Genomic DNA, 15,084 nt, shown 5'->3' on the forward strand with positions numbered 1-15,084 from the left:
GTGACGGAACTGGTGCCAATTGTTACGGTAACCATTAAGAAACGGGATTCGAGCGGTACACCCGCCTCCCCAATGCAGCAGCGGTAACAGGCGGACACCATGAACCTCAATCTGATGATGAATGACGAAGAAGAGCTGAAGCCGCGCATCACCGTCTTCGGTGTCGGTGGCGCAGGTGGCAACGCCGTCAACAACATGATTCAGAAGCAGCTCGACGGGGTCGAGTTCGTGGTCGCCAACACCGACGCGCAGGCGCTGCAGCAGTCGCGTGCGACCTCGCGCATCCAGATCGGGCCCAAGGTCACCGAGGGTCTGGGCGCGGGTGCCAAGCCCACGATCGGCGCCAAGGCCGCCGAGGAGACGATCGAAGATATCGTCGATCACCTGATGGGCGCGCATATGTGCTTCATCACCGCGGGCATGGGCGGCGGCACCGGCACCGGTGCGGCGCCGATCATCGCGCAGGCCGCGCGCGAGATGGGCATCCTGACCGTCGGCGTGGTGACCAAGCCCTTCCAGTTCGAGGGCACCAAGCGGATGCGCCAGGCCGAGGAGGGCGTCGAGGCCCTGCAGAAGGTCGTGGACACGCTGATCATCATTCCGAACCAGAACCTGTTCCGGCTGGCCAACGAAAAGACCACCTTTACCGACGCCTTCGCGCTGGCCGACGACGTGCTGTACCAGGGCGTCAAGGGCGTGACCGACCTGATGGTCAAGCCGGGCCTGATCAACCTGGACTTTGCCGACGTGCGGTCAGTGATGGACGAGATGGGCAAGGCCATGATGGGCACTGGCGAGGCCTCGGGCGAGAACCGCGCCCAGGAAGCCGCCGAGCGTGCCATCGCCAACCCGCTGCTGGACGAGATCAGCCTGAACGGTGCGCGCGGCGTGCTGATCAACATCACCGGCGGCTATGACATGACCCTGTTCGAACTGGACGAGGCGGCCAACGTCATCCGCGACAAGGTGGATGCCGATGCCAACATCATCGTCGGTTCGACCCTGGACCCCGACATGGACGGCACGATCCGCGTTTCGGTCGTGGCGACCGGCATCGACGCCGCCGTCGCGGTGGCCGAGGTTCCCTCGCCCCGCCGCGGCATGGCCGCACCGCTGACCCAAAACCCGCAGGTCGGTGCCGCCGCCGAGGAGCAGCCGGCGATCCCGGCGCGCCGCGTGGCGCCCCCGATCGCATCCTCTGCCGAGACAGCCCGTGTCGAGGCCCCGCGCCACGACCCGCGCGCCGAGGACGACATGCCGCAGCCGGCCTATCAGCCGAAGGACAGCGCCCGCCAGAACGCCGTGCGCATCGACGACGACGCGTCGGCCTTTGTCGCGCCCCGTGCGCCGCAGTCCCCGCGCGCCGGCCAGCCTGCACCCGAGGTGATGGACCGCCTGCGCCGCGCCGTGGACAACCACGGTCGCGTTCCCGCACAGCCGCAGCAGCAGCCCGCACAGCCCGCCACCAGCCGGATGAGCGGTCTGGGCCGCATGCTGGAGCGCATGGCAGGCCATGGCAACGACCAGCCGGGCGGCGCCAAGCCGGCCGCATCCTCGATCGCCGAGCGTGTGAACGACCGCGTCGCCGTCCGCGCCCGCCAGCACGACACCGACTTCGACGATCTGGCCAGCCCCGACTCGAACGGCAAGGACAATGTCGAGATCCCGGCTTTCCTGCGCCGTCAGGCCAACTGACGGATCACGAAGCCGGCACATCCGCTGGTTGCAAGGGCCGCTGCAAAGCGGCCCTTTCCCTTTGCCAGTCAACCTCTTGGGCGAAAACGGCCATCGGGTTGCAGGGCAGGGCAGGGCAGGGGAATGTTTCACCCCGTTACAAAACGTTAATTGAATGCGCTCACTGCCGGACCTAGCTGGAGTGACAGAAGGGGCAAGTGCGCCCCACGACGAATCCGAAGGCAGGCAGATCATGCAGGCGACGCTGAAAGACACAGTGACATTGCAGGGCGTCGGGCTCCACTCCGGTGCGCCCGCGCGTCTGGTCATGCATCCCGCACGGCCCGGCCACGGGATCGTCTTTCGCCGCACCGACCTGTCGCCTGCGGTCGACATTCCGGCATTGTGGGACCATGTGACGCCGTCCAAGCTGTGCACGCTGCTGGACAATGGCTTGGGTGTGACCCTCTCGACGGTCGAGCACGTGATGGCTGCGCTGGCCGGCACGGGTATCCACAACGCGCTGATCACCGTCGATGGGTCCGAAATTCCGATCCTGGACGGTTCGGCCGCGCCTTTCGTGGACGCGATCCTGGACACCGGCATCGCGCGTCAGGCCGCACCGCTGCGCGCGATCCGCGTCCTGCGCACGGTCGAGGTCCGCGAGGGCGAGGCCTTTGCCCGCCTGTCGCCCGCCGACCACCTGGAGATCGATTTCGAGATCGACTTTACCGACGCCGCGATCGGGCATCAGGAAAAGCGTCTGGACATGGCCAATGGCGCGTTCCTGCGCGAACTGGCCGACAGCCGCACCTTCTGCCGCGCGTCGGATGTCGAGGCGATGCGCCGTAACGGCCTTGCCCTGGGCGGGACCTATCTGAACGCGGTCGTGGTGGATGGCGGGCGCGTCCTGTCGCCGGGCGGTCTGCGTCACGCGGATGAGGCCGTGCGCCACAAGATGCTGGACGCCACCGGCGATCTGGCGCTGGCCGGTGCGCCGCTGCTGGCGCGCTATACCGGCCACCGCGCGGGCCACGCGATGACCAACCGCCTGCTGCGGGCGCTGTTCGCCGACCCCACCGCATGGACCTGGGAGCGGTGCACGCCCGAGCTGGAAGGCCGCCTGCCGGGTGCGGGTGTCGCCGACTATGCACGCCCCGAACTTGCCGCGGCCTTTGCGGCCGAGTGACGGCGCGGGGCGCCGGGACCTTGGCCGAATTCAACGGATTGCCATTTTGCGCCCCCTGATGTTCTGTGCTAGAGGATCCCGGCAGCGCCGCCCGCACGCGGGCAGCGCATCGGCAAATCGTAGGGCAGGATAAAGATGGCGGGCTCGAAAATCTCGGCTTCGGTGGTGGCTGCGGTGCTGGCGGGCGTTGTCCTGACTGGCTGCGGCGGCAACCAAGACGCGGCGCAAAAGCAGAATCTGGACCGCTTTACGGCCGAGGAAATCTACAAGCGGGGCGAGTTCGAGCTGGAGAACAGCGGCGACCCCGAGGATGCCGTCGTCTATTTTAGCGAGATCGAGCGGCTTTATCCCTATTCCGAATGGGCCAAGCGTGCGCTGATCATGCAGGCCTATGGCAACCACAAGGCGGGCAATTACGAAGAGGCCCGCGGCGCGGCGCAGCGGTTCCTGGACACCTATCCGACCGATGAGGATGCCGCCTATGCGCAGTATCTGCTGGCGCTGTCCTATTACGATCAGATCGACGACGTCGGGCGCGATCAGGGCCTGACCTTCCAGGCACTGCAGGGGCTGCGGACGGTGATCGAGCAGTATCCCGACAGCGAATATGCCCGTAGTTCGATCCTGAAGTTCGACTTGGCGTTCGATCATCTGGCCGCCAAGGAAATGGAGATCGGGCGTTATTACCTGAAGCAGGGGCATTACGCGGCGTCGGTGAACCGGTTCCGCGTGGTGGTCGAAGAGTTCCAGACGACCACCCAGACCCCCGAGGCGCTGCTGCGTCTGGTCGAGGCCTATCTGGCCCTTGGACTGCTGGACGAGGCGCAGACGGCGGGCGCCATCCTGGGACACAACTTCCAGTCCTCGCCCTTCTATGACGACGCGTTCCGGCAGCTGCGCGGCCGCGGCCTGTCGGCCGAGGTGCGCGGTGACAGCTGGCTGACCAACGTCTATCGCCAGACCATCCAGGGACGCTGGCTGTAATGCAGGCCGTGCGCAGGGGCCGTGGCCCATGCTGAGATCGCTGGACATCCGCGACATGCTGCTGATCGACCGGCTGGAGCTGTCGTTCGGCCCCGGCCTGAACGTGCTGACCGGAGAGACCGGCGCAGGCAAGTCCATCCTGCTGGATTGCCTGGGGTTCGTCCTGGGCTGGCGCAGCCGCGCCGAACTGGTCCGCCAGGGGGCCGCGCAGGGCGAGGTTCAGGCGGTGTTCGACCTGCCGGAGGTTCATCCCGCTCGCACCCTGCTGGCCGAGGCCGGGATCACGATCGATGACGACGAGCTGATCCTGCGCCGCGTGAATACGCTGGATGGGCGCAAGACGGGCTGGGTCAATGACCGCCGGGTGTCGGGCGAGGTTCTGCGGCAGCTGTCCGAGGTCCTGGTCGAGCTGCACGGGCAGCATGACGACCGCGGGCTGTTGAATCCGCGCGGGCATCGCACCCTGCTGGACGCGTTCGGCGCGATGGACCTGTCGGCGGTCCGCCGCACCTGGGCCGCACGCCGCGATGCGGACCGGGCGCTGGCCGAGGCCGAGGCCGCGTTGGCCGCCGCCCGGCAGGAAGAAGAGTTTCTGCGCCACGCCGTGGCGGAACTGGACAAGCTGGCCCCCGAACCCGGCGAGGAACAGCGCCTGGACATCGCGCGCCGCGCCATGCAGGGCGCAGAGCGCATCCGGGATGACGTGGCGCGCGCTCTGCAGATGCTGGCGGGAGACGGTGCCGAAGGCGCGATGGTCGACGCCGCGCGCTGGTTGGAGGGCGCATCCGAGCAGGCCGAAGGTCGACTGGACGAGCCGCTTGCCGCCCTGTCACGCGCGCTGATCGAGCTGGGCGAGGCCACCCGCGGGGTCGAGGACACGCTGGCCGCGCTGGATTTCGATCCGCACGCTCTGGAATCGACCGAGGAGCGTCTGTTCGCGCTGCGTGCCTTGGCGCGAAAGCATGACATTCTGCCCGACGATCTGGCCGGGCTGGCGCAGCAGCTGCGCGACCGGCTGGAGCGTCTGGACGCCAGTGAGGCGCGGATGGGCGATCTGCGCCGTGCCGCGCGGGACGCTCAGGCGGACTATGATGCCGCGGCTGATGCGCTGACCGCCGCCCGCACCGAAGCCGCGACCCGGTTGGACCGCGCCGTGACCGCTGAATTGGTACCGCTGAAGATGGAACGTGCGGTCTTTCGCACCGTCGTATCGCCCGCCGAGCCCGGGCCGGACGGGCGCGATACCGTGGCGTTCACGGTGGCGACCAACCCGGGCGCGCCGTCGGGGCCGTTGGACAAAATCGCCTCCGGTGGCGAACTGTCCCGCTTTCTGCTGGCGCTGAAGGTCTGTCTGGCGCGGGGGAATGACGCGCTGGTCATGATCTTTGACGAGATTGATCGCGGGGTCGGCGGGGCCACCGCCGATGCCGTCGGCCGCCGTTTGCAGAATCTGGCGGATGGTGCGCAGGTGCTGGTCATCACCCATTCGCCGCAGGTCGCGGCCTTGGGCGCGGTGCATTTCCGGGTGTCGAAATCGGTGACCGACGGGATGACCACATCCACCGTCACGCCGCTGCCCCAACCCGAGCGCGTGGCCGAGATCGCGCGTATGCTGTCGGGCGACCGTGTCACCGACGCCGCGACCGAGGCCGCGCGCGCCTTGTTGGACGGTTAGTCCAGAATCCGCGGTGCGGGTCGCAGAACCGACAGGATACGCCCCTCATCTGCATCGATCCGCACCAGATGGCCACCGACCACGGCATAGCTGTCACCATCGGGCGCCTGAGACAGACCATAGCGGCCCGGCGCGCTGACACGATGCAGTTGGTCCTCCGGAACGCTGTCACCGACCATCGGCATGGTTGCATGCCCGCCCAGACATTCCGTCGTACATGCCGGCACGGCCTGCAGTCCACGGGTCGGCGTGGTGTTGGGGGCGGTCAGGGCGGCGAGGCCGAGCATTGTCCCGGCCGCCACGGCGGCAAAGGGGTGCAGCGGCGTCATCATATCCTCGGATCAGTTACAACGGGTCAACCCGGGATTGCCTGACGGGTTCCGCTGCGACGCCGCATGGCAGGCATGCCGATGCGGAACTGCCACGTTCAGTCGGGCAGGGGCCGCAGGATCGACAGGATCTTGCCGCTGCCGATCTGGATGCGGACCAGATGGCCCGATACGACGGCATAGACGCTGCCCGGCAGCTGCGGCCCAAGGCCCACGGCGCCGGGCTTGTCGATCTGGCGAACCTGCTCGGGCGCCGGCACCTCACCGACAGTGGGGCGCTGCTGGGCAAAGCCGTCCTGAGGGACCAGCGCGCATGCGCCGATCAGCAGGGCGGTGGAGAGACGTCGCAAGATCCGGTCCATGATGGCTGCACCCCGTTCGCAGGCTCGCCACCGCATATCACCACGGCAGGGGTTAACAACCCGTTCCGATCAACCGTTCCGCGCCGTAAATCGGGGCAGCATGGCCGAAAAATCCTGTCCCCGGCCGTCTTCGCGGGTGACGAAGTCGTCATATTGTTGATGCGCCAACGCCCCCATCGGGGTCTGCGCGCCAACCGATTCGGCCGCCTGCTGGGACAGGCCAAGATCCTTGAGCATCAGTTCGGCGGCAAAGCCGGGCTTGTAGCCGTTGTCCGCGGGGCTGACAGGGCCCACGCCCGGCGCCGGGCAATAGGCGTTCATCGACCAGCTATAGCCCGAACTGGTCGACACGACGTCGAACATCTTCTGGCGGTCCAGCCCCAGCTTGTCGGCCAAGGCAAAGGCTTCGCAGGTGGCGATCATGGTGACGCCCAGGATCATGTTGTTGCAGATCTTGGCCGCCTGTCCGGCGCCGCTGTCGCCGCAATGGACGGCCTTCTGGCCCATGACCGCGAACAGCGGCTGGACGGTGGCGAAATCGGCTTCGGCGCCACCCACCATGAAGGTCAGCGTGCCGGCCTGTGCGCCGCCAGTGCCGCCCGAGACGGGCGCGTCCAGCGCCCCCAGCCCCGCCGCGCGGGCCGCCTGCGCCACGGCGCGCGCGCTGTCCACGTCGACGGTGGAGCAGTCGCACAGGACCGCGCCCTGCTGCATGGCGGGGATTATCTGGCCGGCCACGTCGCGCAGGATCTGGCCATTGGGCAGCATGGTGAAGACCACATCCGCGCCCGACACCGCCTCGGTCGCGCTGGCGGCGAGGGTCACGCCCGCAGGGGCGGGGGCTGCGGTGTCGAAACCCGTGACCTGATGGCCCGCGGCGGCCAGGTTGGCGGCCATGGGCGCGCCCATATTGCCCAGTCCGATGAAGCCGATCTTCATTCTGCAGTCTCCCATTGCAGTTCGTCATCCCCGAGCGGGGCCAGCATCGCGCGCAGCGTGTCATCGGACGCGTCCCGGCGCCAGACGGGCTTGCGATCCTTGTCGATGATCTGGGCGCGCACGCCCTCCAGGAAATCGCTTTCGGCCGTGGCGCGGGCGGTAAAGCGGTATTCGCGCGACAGCGACTGCTGCATGCAGTCGTCGCCGCGGGCCGCACGCACCATCGCCAGCCCCGCCGCCATCGACAGCGGCGAATTGCGCCGCAGCGCCTCCAGCGATTCGTCGTCGCCCGCCTCCTGCAACGCGGCGGTGATATCGGCCAGGGTGCGGCCACCAAAGGCGGACAGGTCGCGCCGGTCCAGCGTCGCCGCGGGGGCAGGGTGGCCGCGCAGGCCGGTCACGTCGCCGCTGTCCTCCAGCATGGCGATCAGGCCCGGCCAGTCCGCTTCGGGAATATACATGTCCGCAAAGCCGGCATGGATCGCGTCGCCTGCCGTCATCCGACCCCCGGTCATCGCCAGGTATTCACCGATCCGCCCCGGCGCGCGACCCAGCAGCCAGGTGCCGCCCACGTCGGGGATCAGGCCGATGCCGCTTTCGGGCATCGCGATGCGCGTCGTGTCGCCGACGATCCGGTGGCTGGCATGACCGCCCACCCCCACGCCGCCGCCCATGACGAACCCTTGCATGAAAGCCACGATGGGCTTGGGAAAATCGGCGATGGCCGCATTCATGCGGTATTCGTCGCGAAAGAAGTCGCGCCCGACCTGGTGATCGCCCGCGCGGCCCGCGTGATAGACGGCGGCGATGTCGCCCCCGGCGCAGAAGGCGCGGTCCCCTTCGGCATCGATGATGACCAGCGCGACAGCAGGATCGTCGCGCCAATTGTCCAAGGCGTCGTGGATGGCGCGGGCCATGGCATGGGTCAGGGCGTTCAGCGCCTTGGGCCGGGTGAAGGTGATGCGCCCGGCGCGCCCGGCGGTGTAGATGGTCAGGTCGTCCATGTCAGGCCCTTTCCGCCAAAAGGGCGCGGCTGATGATCAGGCGCATGATCTCGTTCGTGCCCTCCAGGATCTGGTGGACGCGCAGGTCGCGCACGATCTTCTCGATGCCGTAATCGGCCAGATAGCCGTATCCGCCGTGCAGCTGCAGGCATTGGTTGGCGACCTCGAAGGCGCGATCGGTGACGTGCAGCTTGGCCATGGCGCAGAACTTGGTCGCGTCCGGCGCGCCCTGATCCAGCATCCACGCCGCTTGGCGCAGGAAGATGCGGGCCGATTGCAGGGCGGTCTCCATCTCGGCCAGGCGGAACTGCAGGGCCTGGAACTGGTCCAGCGATTTGCCGAAGGCCTTGCGGTCCCCCATATAGGCCAGCGTCCGGTCCAGCGCCGATTGCGCGCCGCCCAGGGCGGCTGCGGCGATGTTCAGGCGCCCGCCGTCCAGCCCGGCCATGGCATAGCTGAAGCCGCGGCCTTCCTCGCCCAGCAGGTTGTCGGCGGGCAGGATGCAGTCATCGAACTGGACCTGGGTCGTGGGCTGGGACCGCCAGCCCATCTTGTCCTCAAGCCCCCCGAAGGAGAGGCCCGGCGTGCCGTTCTCCACGATGACGGTGCTGATGCCCTTGGGGCCGTCGCCGCCGCTGCGGACCATGGCGACATAGACGTCGCTATAGCCGCCGCCGCTGATGAAGGCCTTGGTCCCGTTCAGCCGCCAGCCCTGATCGTCGCGGTCGGCGCGGGTGCGCAGGGCGGCCGCGTCCGACCCGGAACCCGGTTCGGTCAGGCAATAGCTGAAGATGCGGGTCATCGAACACAGGTCGGGCAGCCAGCGGTCGCGGGCCTGATCGCTGCCGAATTTATCGATCATGCCGCCGCACATGTTGTGGATCGACAGGAAGGACGCGACCGAGGGGCAGGCCATCGACAGCGCCTCGAAGACCAGCGTGCCGTCCAGGCGCGACAGCCCCGTGCCGCCGTGATCCTCGGAGACGAAGATGCCGCCCAGGCCCAGGGCCGCCACGTCGGGCCAGAGGTCGCGCGGGATGGTGCCCTGACGTTCCCAGTCCTGCGCGTGGGGCGCGATGCGGTCGGCCCCGAAATCACGGGCCATGTCGAAGATGGCCTGCTGTTCCTCGGTCAGTGCGAAATCCATCGGCAGCCCCTCCCCGGACCGGTCTGAATTGAACATCTGTTTAATTGCCAGATGTTGCGACAGTGTTGCAAGCGGTTACAGGTCGCGGGTGAACTCCTGCACCAGATGGCGGGTGACGGCGCGCAGCGCGTCGTCGGGGTCGGCCCCGGCCTGACGCGCGCGGGCATGGACGGCGCGCTGCGCCTCGGCCGCGGTGCCATGCGCCACCATCTCGCGCAGGCGGGCCACATGGGGCTGACAGTCCAGCGCGTCGGCATCCTGCGCAATCAGGCCCAGCCAGTCGTCGGCGATCTGGTCGAACGGGATGATCCGCCCCGCGCCGAAATCGATCAGACCCTCGGTGGTGCCATAGCGCAGCGCGCGCCAGCGGTTCTCGGCCAGCAGGAAGGGCTCGTATTGCCGCCAGCGCTGATTGGCGCGCGACAGGCGCCACAACATGCGCAAGGTGGTCTGGATCAGGGCAGCCAGGGTCAGCGCATCCTCGATCCGCGGGCAGGCGTCGCAGATGCGGGTCTCCAGCGTGGGGTATTTGCTGCTGGGGCGCAGGTCCCACCAGATCTTGCTGCTGTCCTCGATGATGCCCAGGTCGGTCAGGGCCTGGACCGAGCGTTCGAACTCGTCCCAACTGCCCATCTGCGGCGGCAGGCCGGTGCGGGGCATGTCGCCGAAGACCGTGGTGCGGTACGAGGCAAGGCCCGAATCCTCGCCCATCCAGAAGGGGCTGGAGGCGGACAAGCCCAGCAGATGCGGCAGGAAATAGGCCAGCTGGTTCATCAGGTCGATGCGCTGCGCGGGGTCGGGGATGCCCACATGGACATGCATGCCGCAGATCAGCATGCGCCGCGCCACGCCGCCCATGTCGCGCGACAGCTGGTTGTAGCGGTCCTTGTCGGTATGATCCTGTTCGCGCCAGTCGGCCTGCGGGTGGCACGATGCCGAAATGGGCGCCAGCCCATGTTCGGCGGCGCGCCGGGCAACGGTGCGGCGCAGGTGGCGCAGGTGATCGCCCGCGGTGCGGATGTCGGCGCTGACCGGGGTGCCGATCTCGACCTGGCAGCGCAGAAATTCGGGGCTGACCTGCTCGCCCAGATCGGCCGTGAGCGCCTGCATCAGCGCCTCGGGGGCCGCGGCCAGCTGGAGGGTTTCGGCATCGACGAGGAGATATTCCTCCTCGATGCCCAGGGTGAAGTCGGGATCAGTCGTCATGGGTCCGTCCTGGTTGCCACGACGCGCCGGGCTTGCGTCCCGCGAGGTGCCGGGGGGCTGGCTGCCCCCCGGACCCCCCGCGCAGCGCCCCCCGCATGGGGAAGGCCGGTTCCGGCGTCAGTCCATGGCCTTGAAGTTGAACTCTCCGCCTTCCTTGATCCCCGACGGCCAGCGCGCCGTCACGGTCTTGGTCCGCGTATAGAAGCGGAACGCATCCGGGCCGTGCTGGTTCAGGTCGCCGAAGCCCGATTTCTTCCAGCCGCCGAAGGTGTGGTAGGCCAGCGGCACCGGGATCGGCACGTTGATGCCCACCATGCCGATGTTGATGCGGTTCGCGAAGTCGCGCGCCGTGTCGCCGTCGCGGGTATAGATCGCAGTGCCGTTGCCGTATTCGTGGTCGAGCGCCAGCTTGATCGCGTCCTCATAGGTCGCGGCGCGGACGGTGGACAGGACCGGGCCGAAGATCTCGGTCTTGTAGATGTCCATGTCCGGGGTCACGCGGTCGAAGAGGTGGGGGCCGACGAAGAAGCCGTCCTCATAGCCCTGCAGGTTGAAGTCGCGGCCGTCGACGACCAGGTCGGCGCCCTGATCCACGCCCGACTGCACCAGGCGCAGGATGTTCTCCTTGGCGGCCTTGGTCACGACCGGGCCGTAGTCGATGTCGTTGCCGGCGGTCCAGGGACCGACCTTCAGCTTTTCGATCCGCGGGATCAGCTTCTCGATCAGCGCATCGGCGGTCTTCTCGCCCACCGGCACCGCGACCGAGATCGCCATGCAACGCTCGCCCGCAGCCCCGTAACCCGCGCCGACCAGCGCGTCGGCGGCCTGGTCCAGGTCGGCGTCGGGCATGATAATCATGTGGTTCTTCGCACCGCCGAAGCACTGCGCGCGCTTGCCGGTCGCGGCGGCGCGTTCATAGATGTACTGCGCGATCGGGGTCGAGCCGACAAAGCCCACGGCCTGGATGACCTCGCTGTCCAGGATCGCGTCGACCGATTCCTTATCGCCGTTGACCACCTGAAGCACGCCGTCGGGCAGGCCCGCCTCCTGCAGCAGCTTGGCCAGCATCAGCGGCACCGAGGGGTCACGCTCGGAGGGTTTCAGGATCATCGCGTTGCCGGCGGACAGGGCCGGGCCCATCTTCCACAGCGGGATCATGGCCGGAAAGTTGAAGGGCGTGATGCCCGCGACCACGCCCAGGGGCTGGCGCATGGAATACATGTCGATGCCGGGGCCGGCGCTGTCGGTGAACTCGCCCTTCAGCAGATGCGGCGCGCCGATGCAGAATTCGATCACCTCCAGCCCGCGCTGGATGTCGCCCTTGGCGTCGGGGAAGGTCTTGCCGTGTTCGCTGGACAGGGCCTCGGCCAGCTTGTCCATGTCGCGGTTGATCAGGCCGACAAAGGCCATCATCACGCGGGCGCGGCGCTGCGGATTGGTGGCGCCCCATGCGATCTGGGCCTTGGCGGCGCGGGCGATGGCGTCGTCCATCTCGGCCTTGGTGATCAGCGACAGGCGGGCCTGAACCTCGCCCGTGGCGGGGTTGTAGACGTCGGAAAATCGGCCAGAGGTGCCCTTGTATTCCTTGCCGTCGATCCAGTGATGTATCTCTTTCATCGCGTCCTCCTGCAACTGTTGGGCGCAGCCTAGTCTTGCGGATTTGCTGAAGAAAGGGGAATGCTGGCAAAAGGGTTTTGCGTTTTTGCAAAGGACGGCGATGGATTGGGATGATCTGCGCATCTTTCTGGCCGTCGCGCGGGCCGAAAGCCTGTCGGGCGCCGGGCGCAGGCTGGCGATGGACGCATCGACCGTCGGCCGCCGCATCGCGCGGCTGGAGGCGTCGGTCGGGGCGGCGCTGTTTCTCAAGACACCGGGGGGCTATCAGCTGACCGCCGAAGGGTCGCGCCTGATGGCCCCGGCCGAGGCCGCCGAACGCGCCGCCACCGCCGCAGCCGAGGCCGTCAGCGGGGATGCGGGCCTGTCGGGACAGTTGCGCATCGGGGCGCCCGACGGCTGCGCGAACTATCTGCTGCCGCAGGTCGCGCGCGACCTGTGCGCCGCCCATCCGGGGCTGGAGATCCAGATCGTGGCCCTGCCGCGCGTCGTGAACCTGACCCGGCGCGAGGCCGACATGGCCATCGCCGTGTCGCCGCCCGACACGGGGCGGCTGATGGTCCAGCGGCTGGTCGACTATCACCTGCACCTGGCGGGGCATGACGATTACCTGTCGCGCCACCCTCCGCTGGACCGGCTGGAGGATCTGCACGGGCATCGGATGATCAGCTATATCCCGGACATGATCTTCGATCGCGAGCTGGATTATCTGTCCGCGACTGGGGTCGAGGCGGCCCAGATCAGCAGCAATTCCGTGGCGGTGCAGATGCAGGCCGTGCGCGCCGGGGCGGGCCTTGGCATCGTGCATGATTTCGCGATCCCCTTTGCCCCGGGGGTGCGCCGCGTGCTGACCGGACGCATCGCGCTGAAACGCAGCTTCTGGCTGATCCGGCATGCCGACGACCGCGCCTCGCGCCGGCTGACCCTGCTGGCCGAGGCGGTGGCCCAAGGCATCCGCACCGAGGTCGCCCGACTGGAGGGGCAGCTTTCCGCGGCCCCCGATGGTCGCACTTGACGCGAACCGATTTGGCGAAAATGATGAAGGGGAACAAGTCCGAGGGAGGCCCGTGATGCTGGTCAAACAGTTGCTGTCGATGAAGTCCGACAATGCCAAGCCGTGGATCGATTCCGCGACGATCGTGACCATCGCGCCGACCACCACCCTGGGCGAGGCCGCGACGCTGCTGGCCGAAAAGCGCATCGGCGCGGTGGTCGTGTCCACCGATGGCCGGAGGCCCGAAGGCATCCTGTCCGAACGCGACATCGTCCGTCAGCTGGGCAAGCACGGACCCGACGTGCTGTCCCAGCCTGTCAGCGGCGTGATGACCACCCAGGTCCAGACCTGCACCACCGGAGAGGACGCGCTGACCATCCTGGAGCGCATGACCCAGGGGCGGTTCCGCCACATGCCGGTGGTGGACGGTCAGGGCGACATGCTGGGCGTGATCTCGATCGGCGATGCGGTCAGCGGGCGCCTGAAGGAGCTGGCGGCCGAAAAGGAAGCCCTGACCGGGATGATCATGGGCAGCTGACGCATCGTCGCAGCCGTTCACGATCTTGCAATCCGGGGTCAAATGCGGTTTGCCTTGGGGTCAGGACCATGACCCCAAGGACGCGACATCCATGCGCATCGGCCTTTATCCCGGAACCTTCGATCCGATCACGCTTGGACATATCGACATCATCCAGCGGGCGATGGCGCTGGTCGACCGTCTGGTGATCGGCGTCGCGATCAACCGCGACAAGGGCCCGCTGTTCGACCTGGAGGCGCGCGTGGCCATGGTCCAGGCCGAATGCGACGCCATCGTCGCCAAGACCGGCGGAGAGATCGTCGTCCACCCGTTCGAGAACCTGCTGATCGACTGTGCCCGCGACGTGGGTGCCAGCATCATCGTGCGCGGCCTGCGCGCGGTGGCCGATTTCGAATACGAATTCCAGATGGTCGGCATGAACCGTGCCCTGGACAGCAGCATCGAGACCGTCTTCATGATGGCCGACGCCCGGCGCCAGGCCATCGCCTCCAAGCTGGTCAAGGAGATCGCGCGCCTGGGCGGGGACGTGTCGAAATTCGTCACCCCCCCGGTCGCGGACGCGCTGCTGCGCCGCTATGGCTAGCCGCGCCCGATGAAGGGCATGTTGGTCGCCATCAGCGTCATGAACTGAACATTCGCGCCCTGGGGCAGCGTTGCCATGTGCCAGACGGCATCGGCCACGGTGGCGACGTCGATCACCGGTTCGGCATCGGGATCGCGGGCGGCGGCCTCGCGCAGCAACTGCGTCGCGGCATTGCCCACGTCGATCTGGCCGCAGGCGATGTTCACCGCGCGCCCGTCCAGCGACAGGCTGCGCGTCAGGCCGGTCACGGCATGCTTGGACATCGTATAGGCGACCGACCCCGCCCGCGGCGCATGGGCCGCGACCGAGCCGTTGTTGATGATCCGCCCGCCCTGGGGCGACTGCGCCCGCATTGCCGCAAAGGCCGCGCGCGCGCAGAGGAACATGCCCGTCACATTGGTCGCAATCACGTCACGGAAATCGTCCGGCGACAGATGGTCGGGATCGGCCAGCGGGGCGGCGCGTCCGGCATTGTTGAACAGGACATCCAGGCGGCCCCAGCTGCGGACGGCCTGCGCGAATGCCGCCTCGACCGCGGCGTCGTCGGTGATGTCGCAGGGCAGGACCAGCGCGCCGTCATGCCCGTCGGCGGTCTGGTGCAGGGGTTCGGGCCTGCGCCCGACCAGCCCCACGCGCCAGCCGCGGTCCAGGAACAGCCGCGCCGTGGCCTGCCCGATGCCGCTGCCGGCGCCCGTGATCAGAATGCTTTTCATCATTTTCTCCCGTGATCGCCTATCCCGTGACGGGCCCGCCCGCATGGGCACCCGTCGCCGTTCCGCGGTTCGCGCGCATTGGACCCGCATCGCAGGGGGACCGCAATCCATGAAAAAGGCCCGCGAAACGCGG

Annotated in this window: 15 protein-coding genes; 7 read left to right on the forward strand and 8 right to left on the reverse strand. The window is 67.8% G+C overall.

Annotated elements, in window-relative coordinates:
- Positions 1-99 precede the first annotated feature (99 nt).
- The 4 genes from ftsZ (at position 100) to recN (ending at position 5,522) form a co-directional block, all read left to right on the forward strand.
- A complete protein-coding gene (gene ftsZ, locus FHD67_RS02345) occupies positions 100-1,695 on the forward strand; it encodes a cell division protein FtsZ (protein ID WP_127898162.1) in 1,596 nt (531 codons plus the stop codon).
- Positions 1,696-1,927: 232 nt separating this feature from the next.
- Positions 1,928-2,863: a UDP-3-O-acyl-N-acetylglucosamine deacetylase gene (lpxC, locus tag FHD67_RS02350; protein WP_139597758.1), complete on the forward strand. Its 936-nt coding sequence runs from the start codon at positions 1,928-1,930 to the stop codon at positions 2,861-2,863.
- A gap of 135 nt (positions 2,864-2,998) precedes the next feature.
- Positions 2,999-3,847: an outer membrane protein assembly factor BamD gene (locus FHD67_RS02355; RefSeq protein WP_045999513.1), complete on the forward strand. Its 849-nt coding sequence runs from the start codon at positions 2,999-3,001 to the stop codon at positions 3,845-3,847.
- Between the two features lie 28 nt (positions 3,848-3,875).
- Entirely contained in the window at positions 3,876-5,522 is a 1,647-nt protein-coding gene (gene recN / locus FHD67_RS02360; RefSeq protein ID WP_139597703.1) for a DNA repair protein RecN, read from the forward strand.
- Here the strand turns inward: recN and FHD67_RS02365 are convergent.
- The 7 genes from FHD67_RS02365 to FHD67_RS02395 form a co-directional block, all read right to left on the reverse strand.
- Complete coding sequence (locus FHD67_RS02365) at positions 5,519-5,854, reverse strand: RcnB family protein (protein ID WP_139597704.1); 336 nt, start codon at positions 5,852-5,854, stop codon at positions 5,519-5,521. The genes recN and FHD67_RS02365 overlap by 4 nt on opposite strands.
- Before the next feature lie 95 nt (positions 5,855-5,949).
- Complete coding sequence (locus FHD67_RS02370) at positions 5,950-6,201, reverse strand: hypothetical protein (protein ID WP_127898166.1); 252 nt, start codon at positions 6,199-6,201, stop codon at positions 5,950-5,952.
- A gap of 81 nt (positions 6,202-6,282) precedes the next feature.
- Positions 6,283-7,152 carry a 3-hydroxyisobutyrate dehydrogenase gene (gene mmsB / locus FHD67_RS02375; protein ID WP_045999511.1) on the reverse strand — a complete coding sequence of 290 codons (870 nt, stop codon included), beginning with the start codon at positions 7,150-7,152 and terminating at the stop codon, positions 6,283-6,285.
- Positions 7,149-8,156, reverse strand: coding sequence for an enoyl-CoA hydratase/isomerase family protein (locus FHD67_RS02380; protein WP_139597705.1), 1,008 nt, complete (start codon positions 8,154-8,156; stop codon positions 7,149-7,151). The genes mmsB and FHD67_RS02380 overlap by 4 nt, the downstream gene beginning before the upstream one ends.
- Before the next feature lies 1 nt (position 8,157).
- On the reverse strand, positions 8,158-9,303 hold the full coding sequence (locus tag FHD67_RS02385) for an acyl-CoA dehydrogenase family protein (protein ID WP_045999509.1): 1,146 nt from the start codon (positions 9,301-9,303) through the stop codon (positions 8,158-8,160).
- 75 nt (positions 9,304-9,378) lie between these two features.
- Entirely contained in the window at positions 9,379-10,509 is a 1,131-nt protein-coding gene (locus FHD67_RS02390; protein ID WP_139597706.1) for a carboxylate-amine ligase, read from the reverse strand.
- Between the two features lie 117 nt (positions 10,510-10,626).
- The gene (locus tag FHD67_RS02395) at positions 10,627-12,126 is read right to left on the reverse strand and encodes a CoA-acylating methylmalonate-semialdehyde dehydrogenase (RefSeq protein WP_045999507.1); all 1,500 of its coding nucleotides are present in this window, start codon (positions 12,124-12,126) and stop codon (positions 10,627-10,629) included.
- Positions 12,127-12,226: 100 nt separating this feature from the next.
- Here FHD67_RS02395 and FHD67_RS02400 point away from each other — a divergent pair, with 100 nt between their 5' ends.
- From FHD67_RS02400 to coaD, 3 genes are all read left to right on the forward strand, one after another.
- Positions 12,227-13,138: a LysR family transcriptional regulator gene (locus tag FHD67_RS02400; protein ID WP_139597707.1), complete on the forward strand. Its 912-nt coding sequence runs from the start codon at positions 12,227-12,229 to the stop codon at positions 13,136-13,138.
- Between the two features lie 55 nt (positions 13,139-13,193).
- A complete protein-coding gene (locus FHD67_RS02405) occupies positions 13,194-13,655 on the forward strand; it encodes a CBS domain-containing protein (protein WP_045981159.1) in 462 nt (153 codons plus the stop codon).
- Between the two features lie 91 nt (positions 13,656-13,746).
- Complete coding sequence (gene coaD / locus FHD67_RS02410) at positions 13,747-14,238, forward strand: pantetheine-phosphate adenylyltransferase (protein WP_045999505.1); 492 nt, start codon at positions 13,747-13,749, stop codon at positions 14,236-14,238.
- Here coaD and FHD67_RS02415 read toward each other — a convergent pair.
- On the reverse strand, positions 14,235-14,951 hold the full coding sequence (locus tag FHD67_RS02415) for an SDR family oxidoreductase (protein WP_139597759.1): 717 nt from the start codon (positions 14,949-14,951) through the stop codon (positions 14,235-14,237). The two genes, coaD and FHD67_RS02415, sit on opposite strands and share 4 nt — an antisense overlap.
- Positions 14,952-15,084 lie beyond the last annotated feature (133 nt).

Source organism: Paracoccus haeundaensis, from assembly GCF_006239215.1.
GTDB classification, from domain to species: domain Bacteria; phylum Pseudomonadota; class Alphaproteobacteria; order Rhodobacterales; family Rhodobacteraceae; genus Paracoccus; species Paracoccus marcusii.

Coding starts and splice junctions, on each gene's coding strand:
- ftsZ (WP_127898162.1), top strand. CDS start 100: ATGAACCTCAATCTGATGATGAATGACGAAGAAGAGCTGAAGCCGCGC.
- FHD67_RS02415 (WP_139597759.1), bottom strand. CDS start 14,951: ATGAAAAGCATTCTGATCACGGGCGCCGGCAGCGGCATCGGGCAGGCC.
- FHD67_RS02390 (WP_139597706.1), bottom strand. CDS start 10,509: ATGACGACTGATCCCGACTTCACCCTGGGCATCGAGGAGGAATATCTC.
- FHD67_RS02385 (WP_045999509.1), bottom strand. CDS start 9,303: ATGGATTTCGCACTGACCGAGGAACAGCAGGCCATCTTCGACATGGCC.
- FHD67_RS02355 (WP_045999513.1), top strand. CDS start 2,999: ATGGCGGGCTCGAAAATCTCGGCTTCGGTGGTGGCTGCGGTGCTGGCG.
- lpxC (WP_139597758.1), top strand. CDS start 1,928: ATGCAGGCGACGCTGAAAGACACAGTGACATTGCAGGGCGTCGGGCTC.
- FHD67_RS02405 (WP_045981159.1), top strand. CDS start 13,194: ATGCTGGTCAAACAGTTGCTGTCGATGAAGTCCGACAATGCCAAGCCG.
- FHD67_RS02365 (WP_139597704.1), bottom strand. CDS start 5,854: ATGATGACGCCGCTGCACCCCTTTGCCGCCGTGGCGGCCGGGACAATG.
- FHD67_RS02395 (WP_045999507.1), bottom strand. CDS start 12,126: ATGAAAGAGATACATCACTGGATCGACGGCAAGGAATACAAGGGCACC.
- coaD (WP_045999505.1), top strand. CDS start 13,747: ATGCGCATCGGCCTTTATCCCGGAACCTTCGATCCGATCACGCTTGGA.
- mmsB (WP_045999511.1), bottom strand. CDS start 7,152: ATGAAGATCGGCTTCATCGGACTGGGCAATATGGGCGCGCCCATGGCC.
- FHD67_RS02380 (WP_139597705.1), bottom strand. CDS start 8,156: ATGGACGACCTGACCATCTACACCGCCGGGCGCGCCGGGCGCATCACC.
- recN (WP_139597703.1), top strand. CDS start 3,876: ATGCTGAGATCGCTGGACATCCGCGACATGCTGCTGATCGACCGGCTG.
- FHD67_RS02400 (WP_139597707.1), top strand. CDS start 12,227: ATGGATTGGGATGATCTGCGCATCTTTCTGGCCGTCGCGCGGGCCGAA.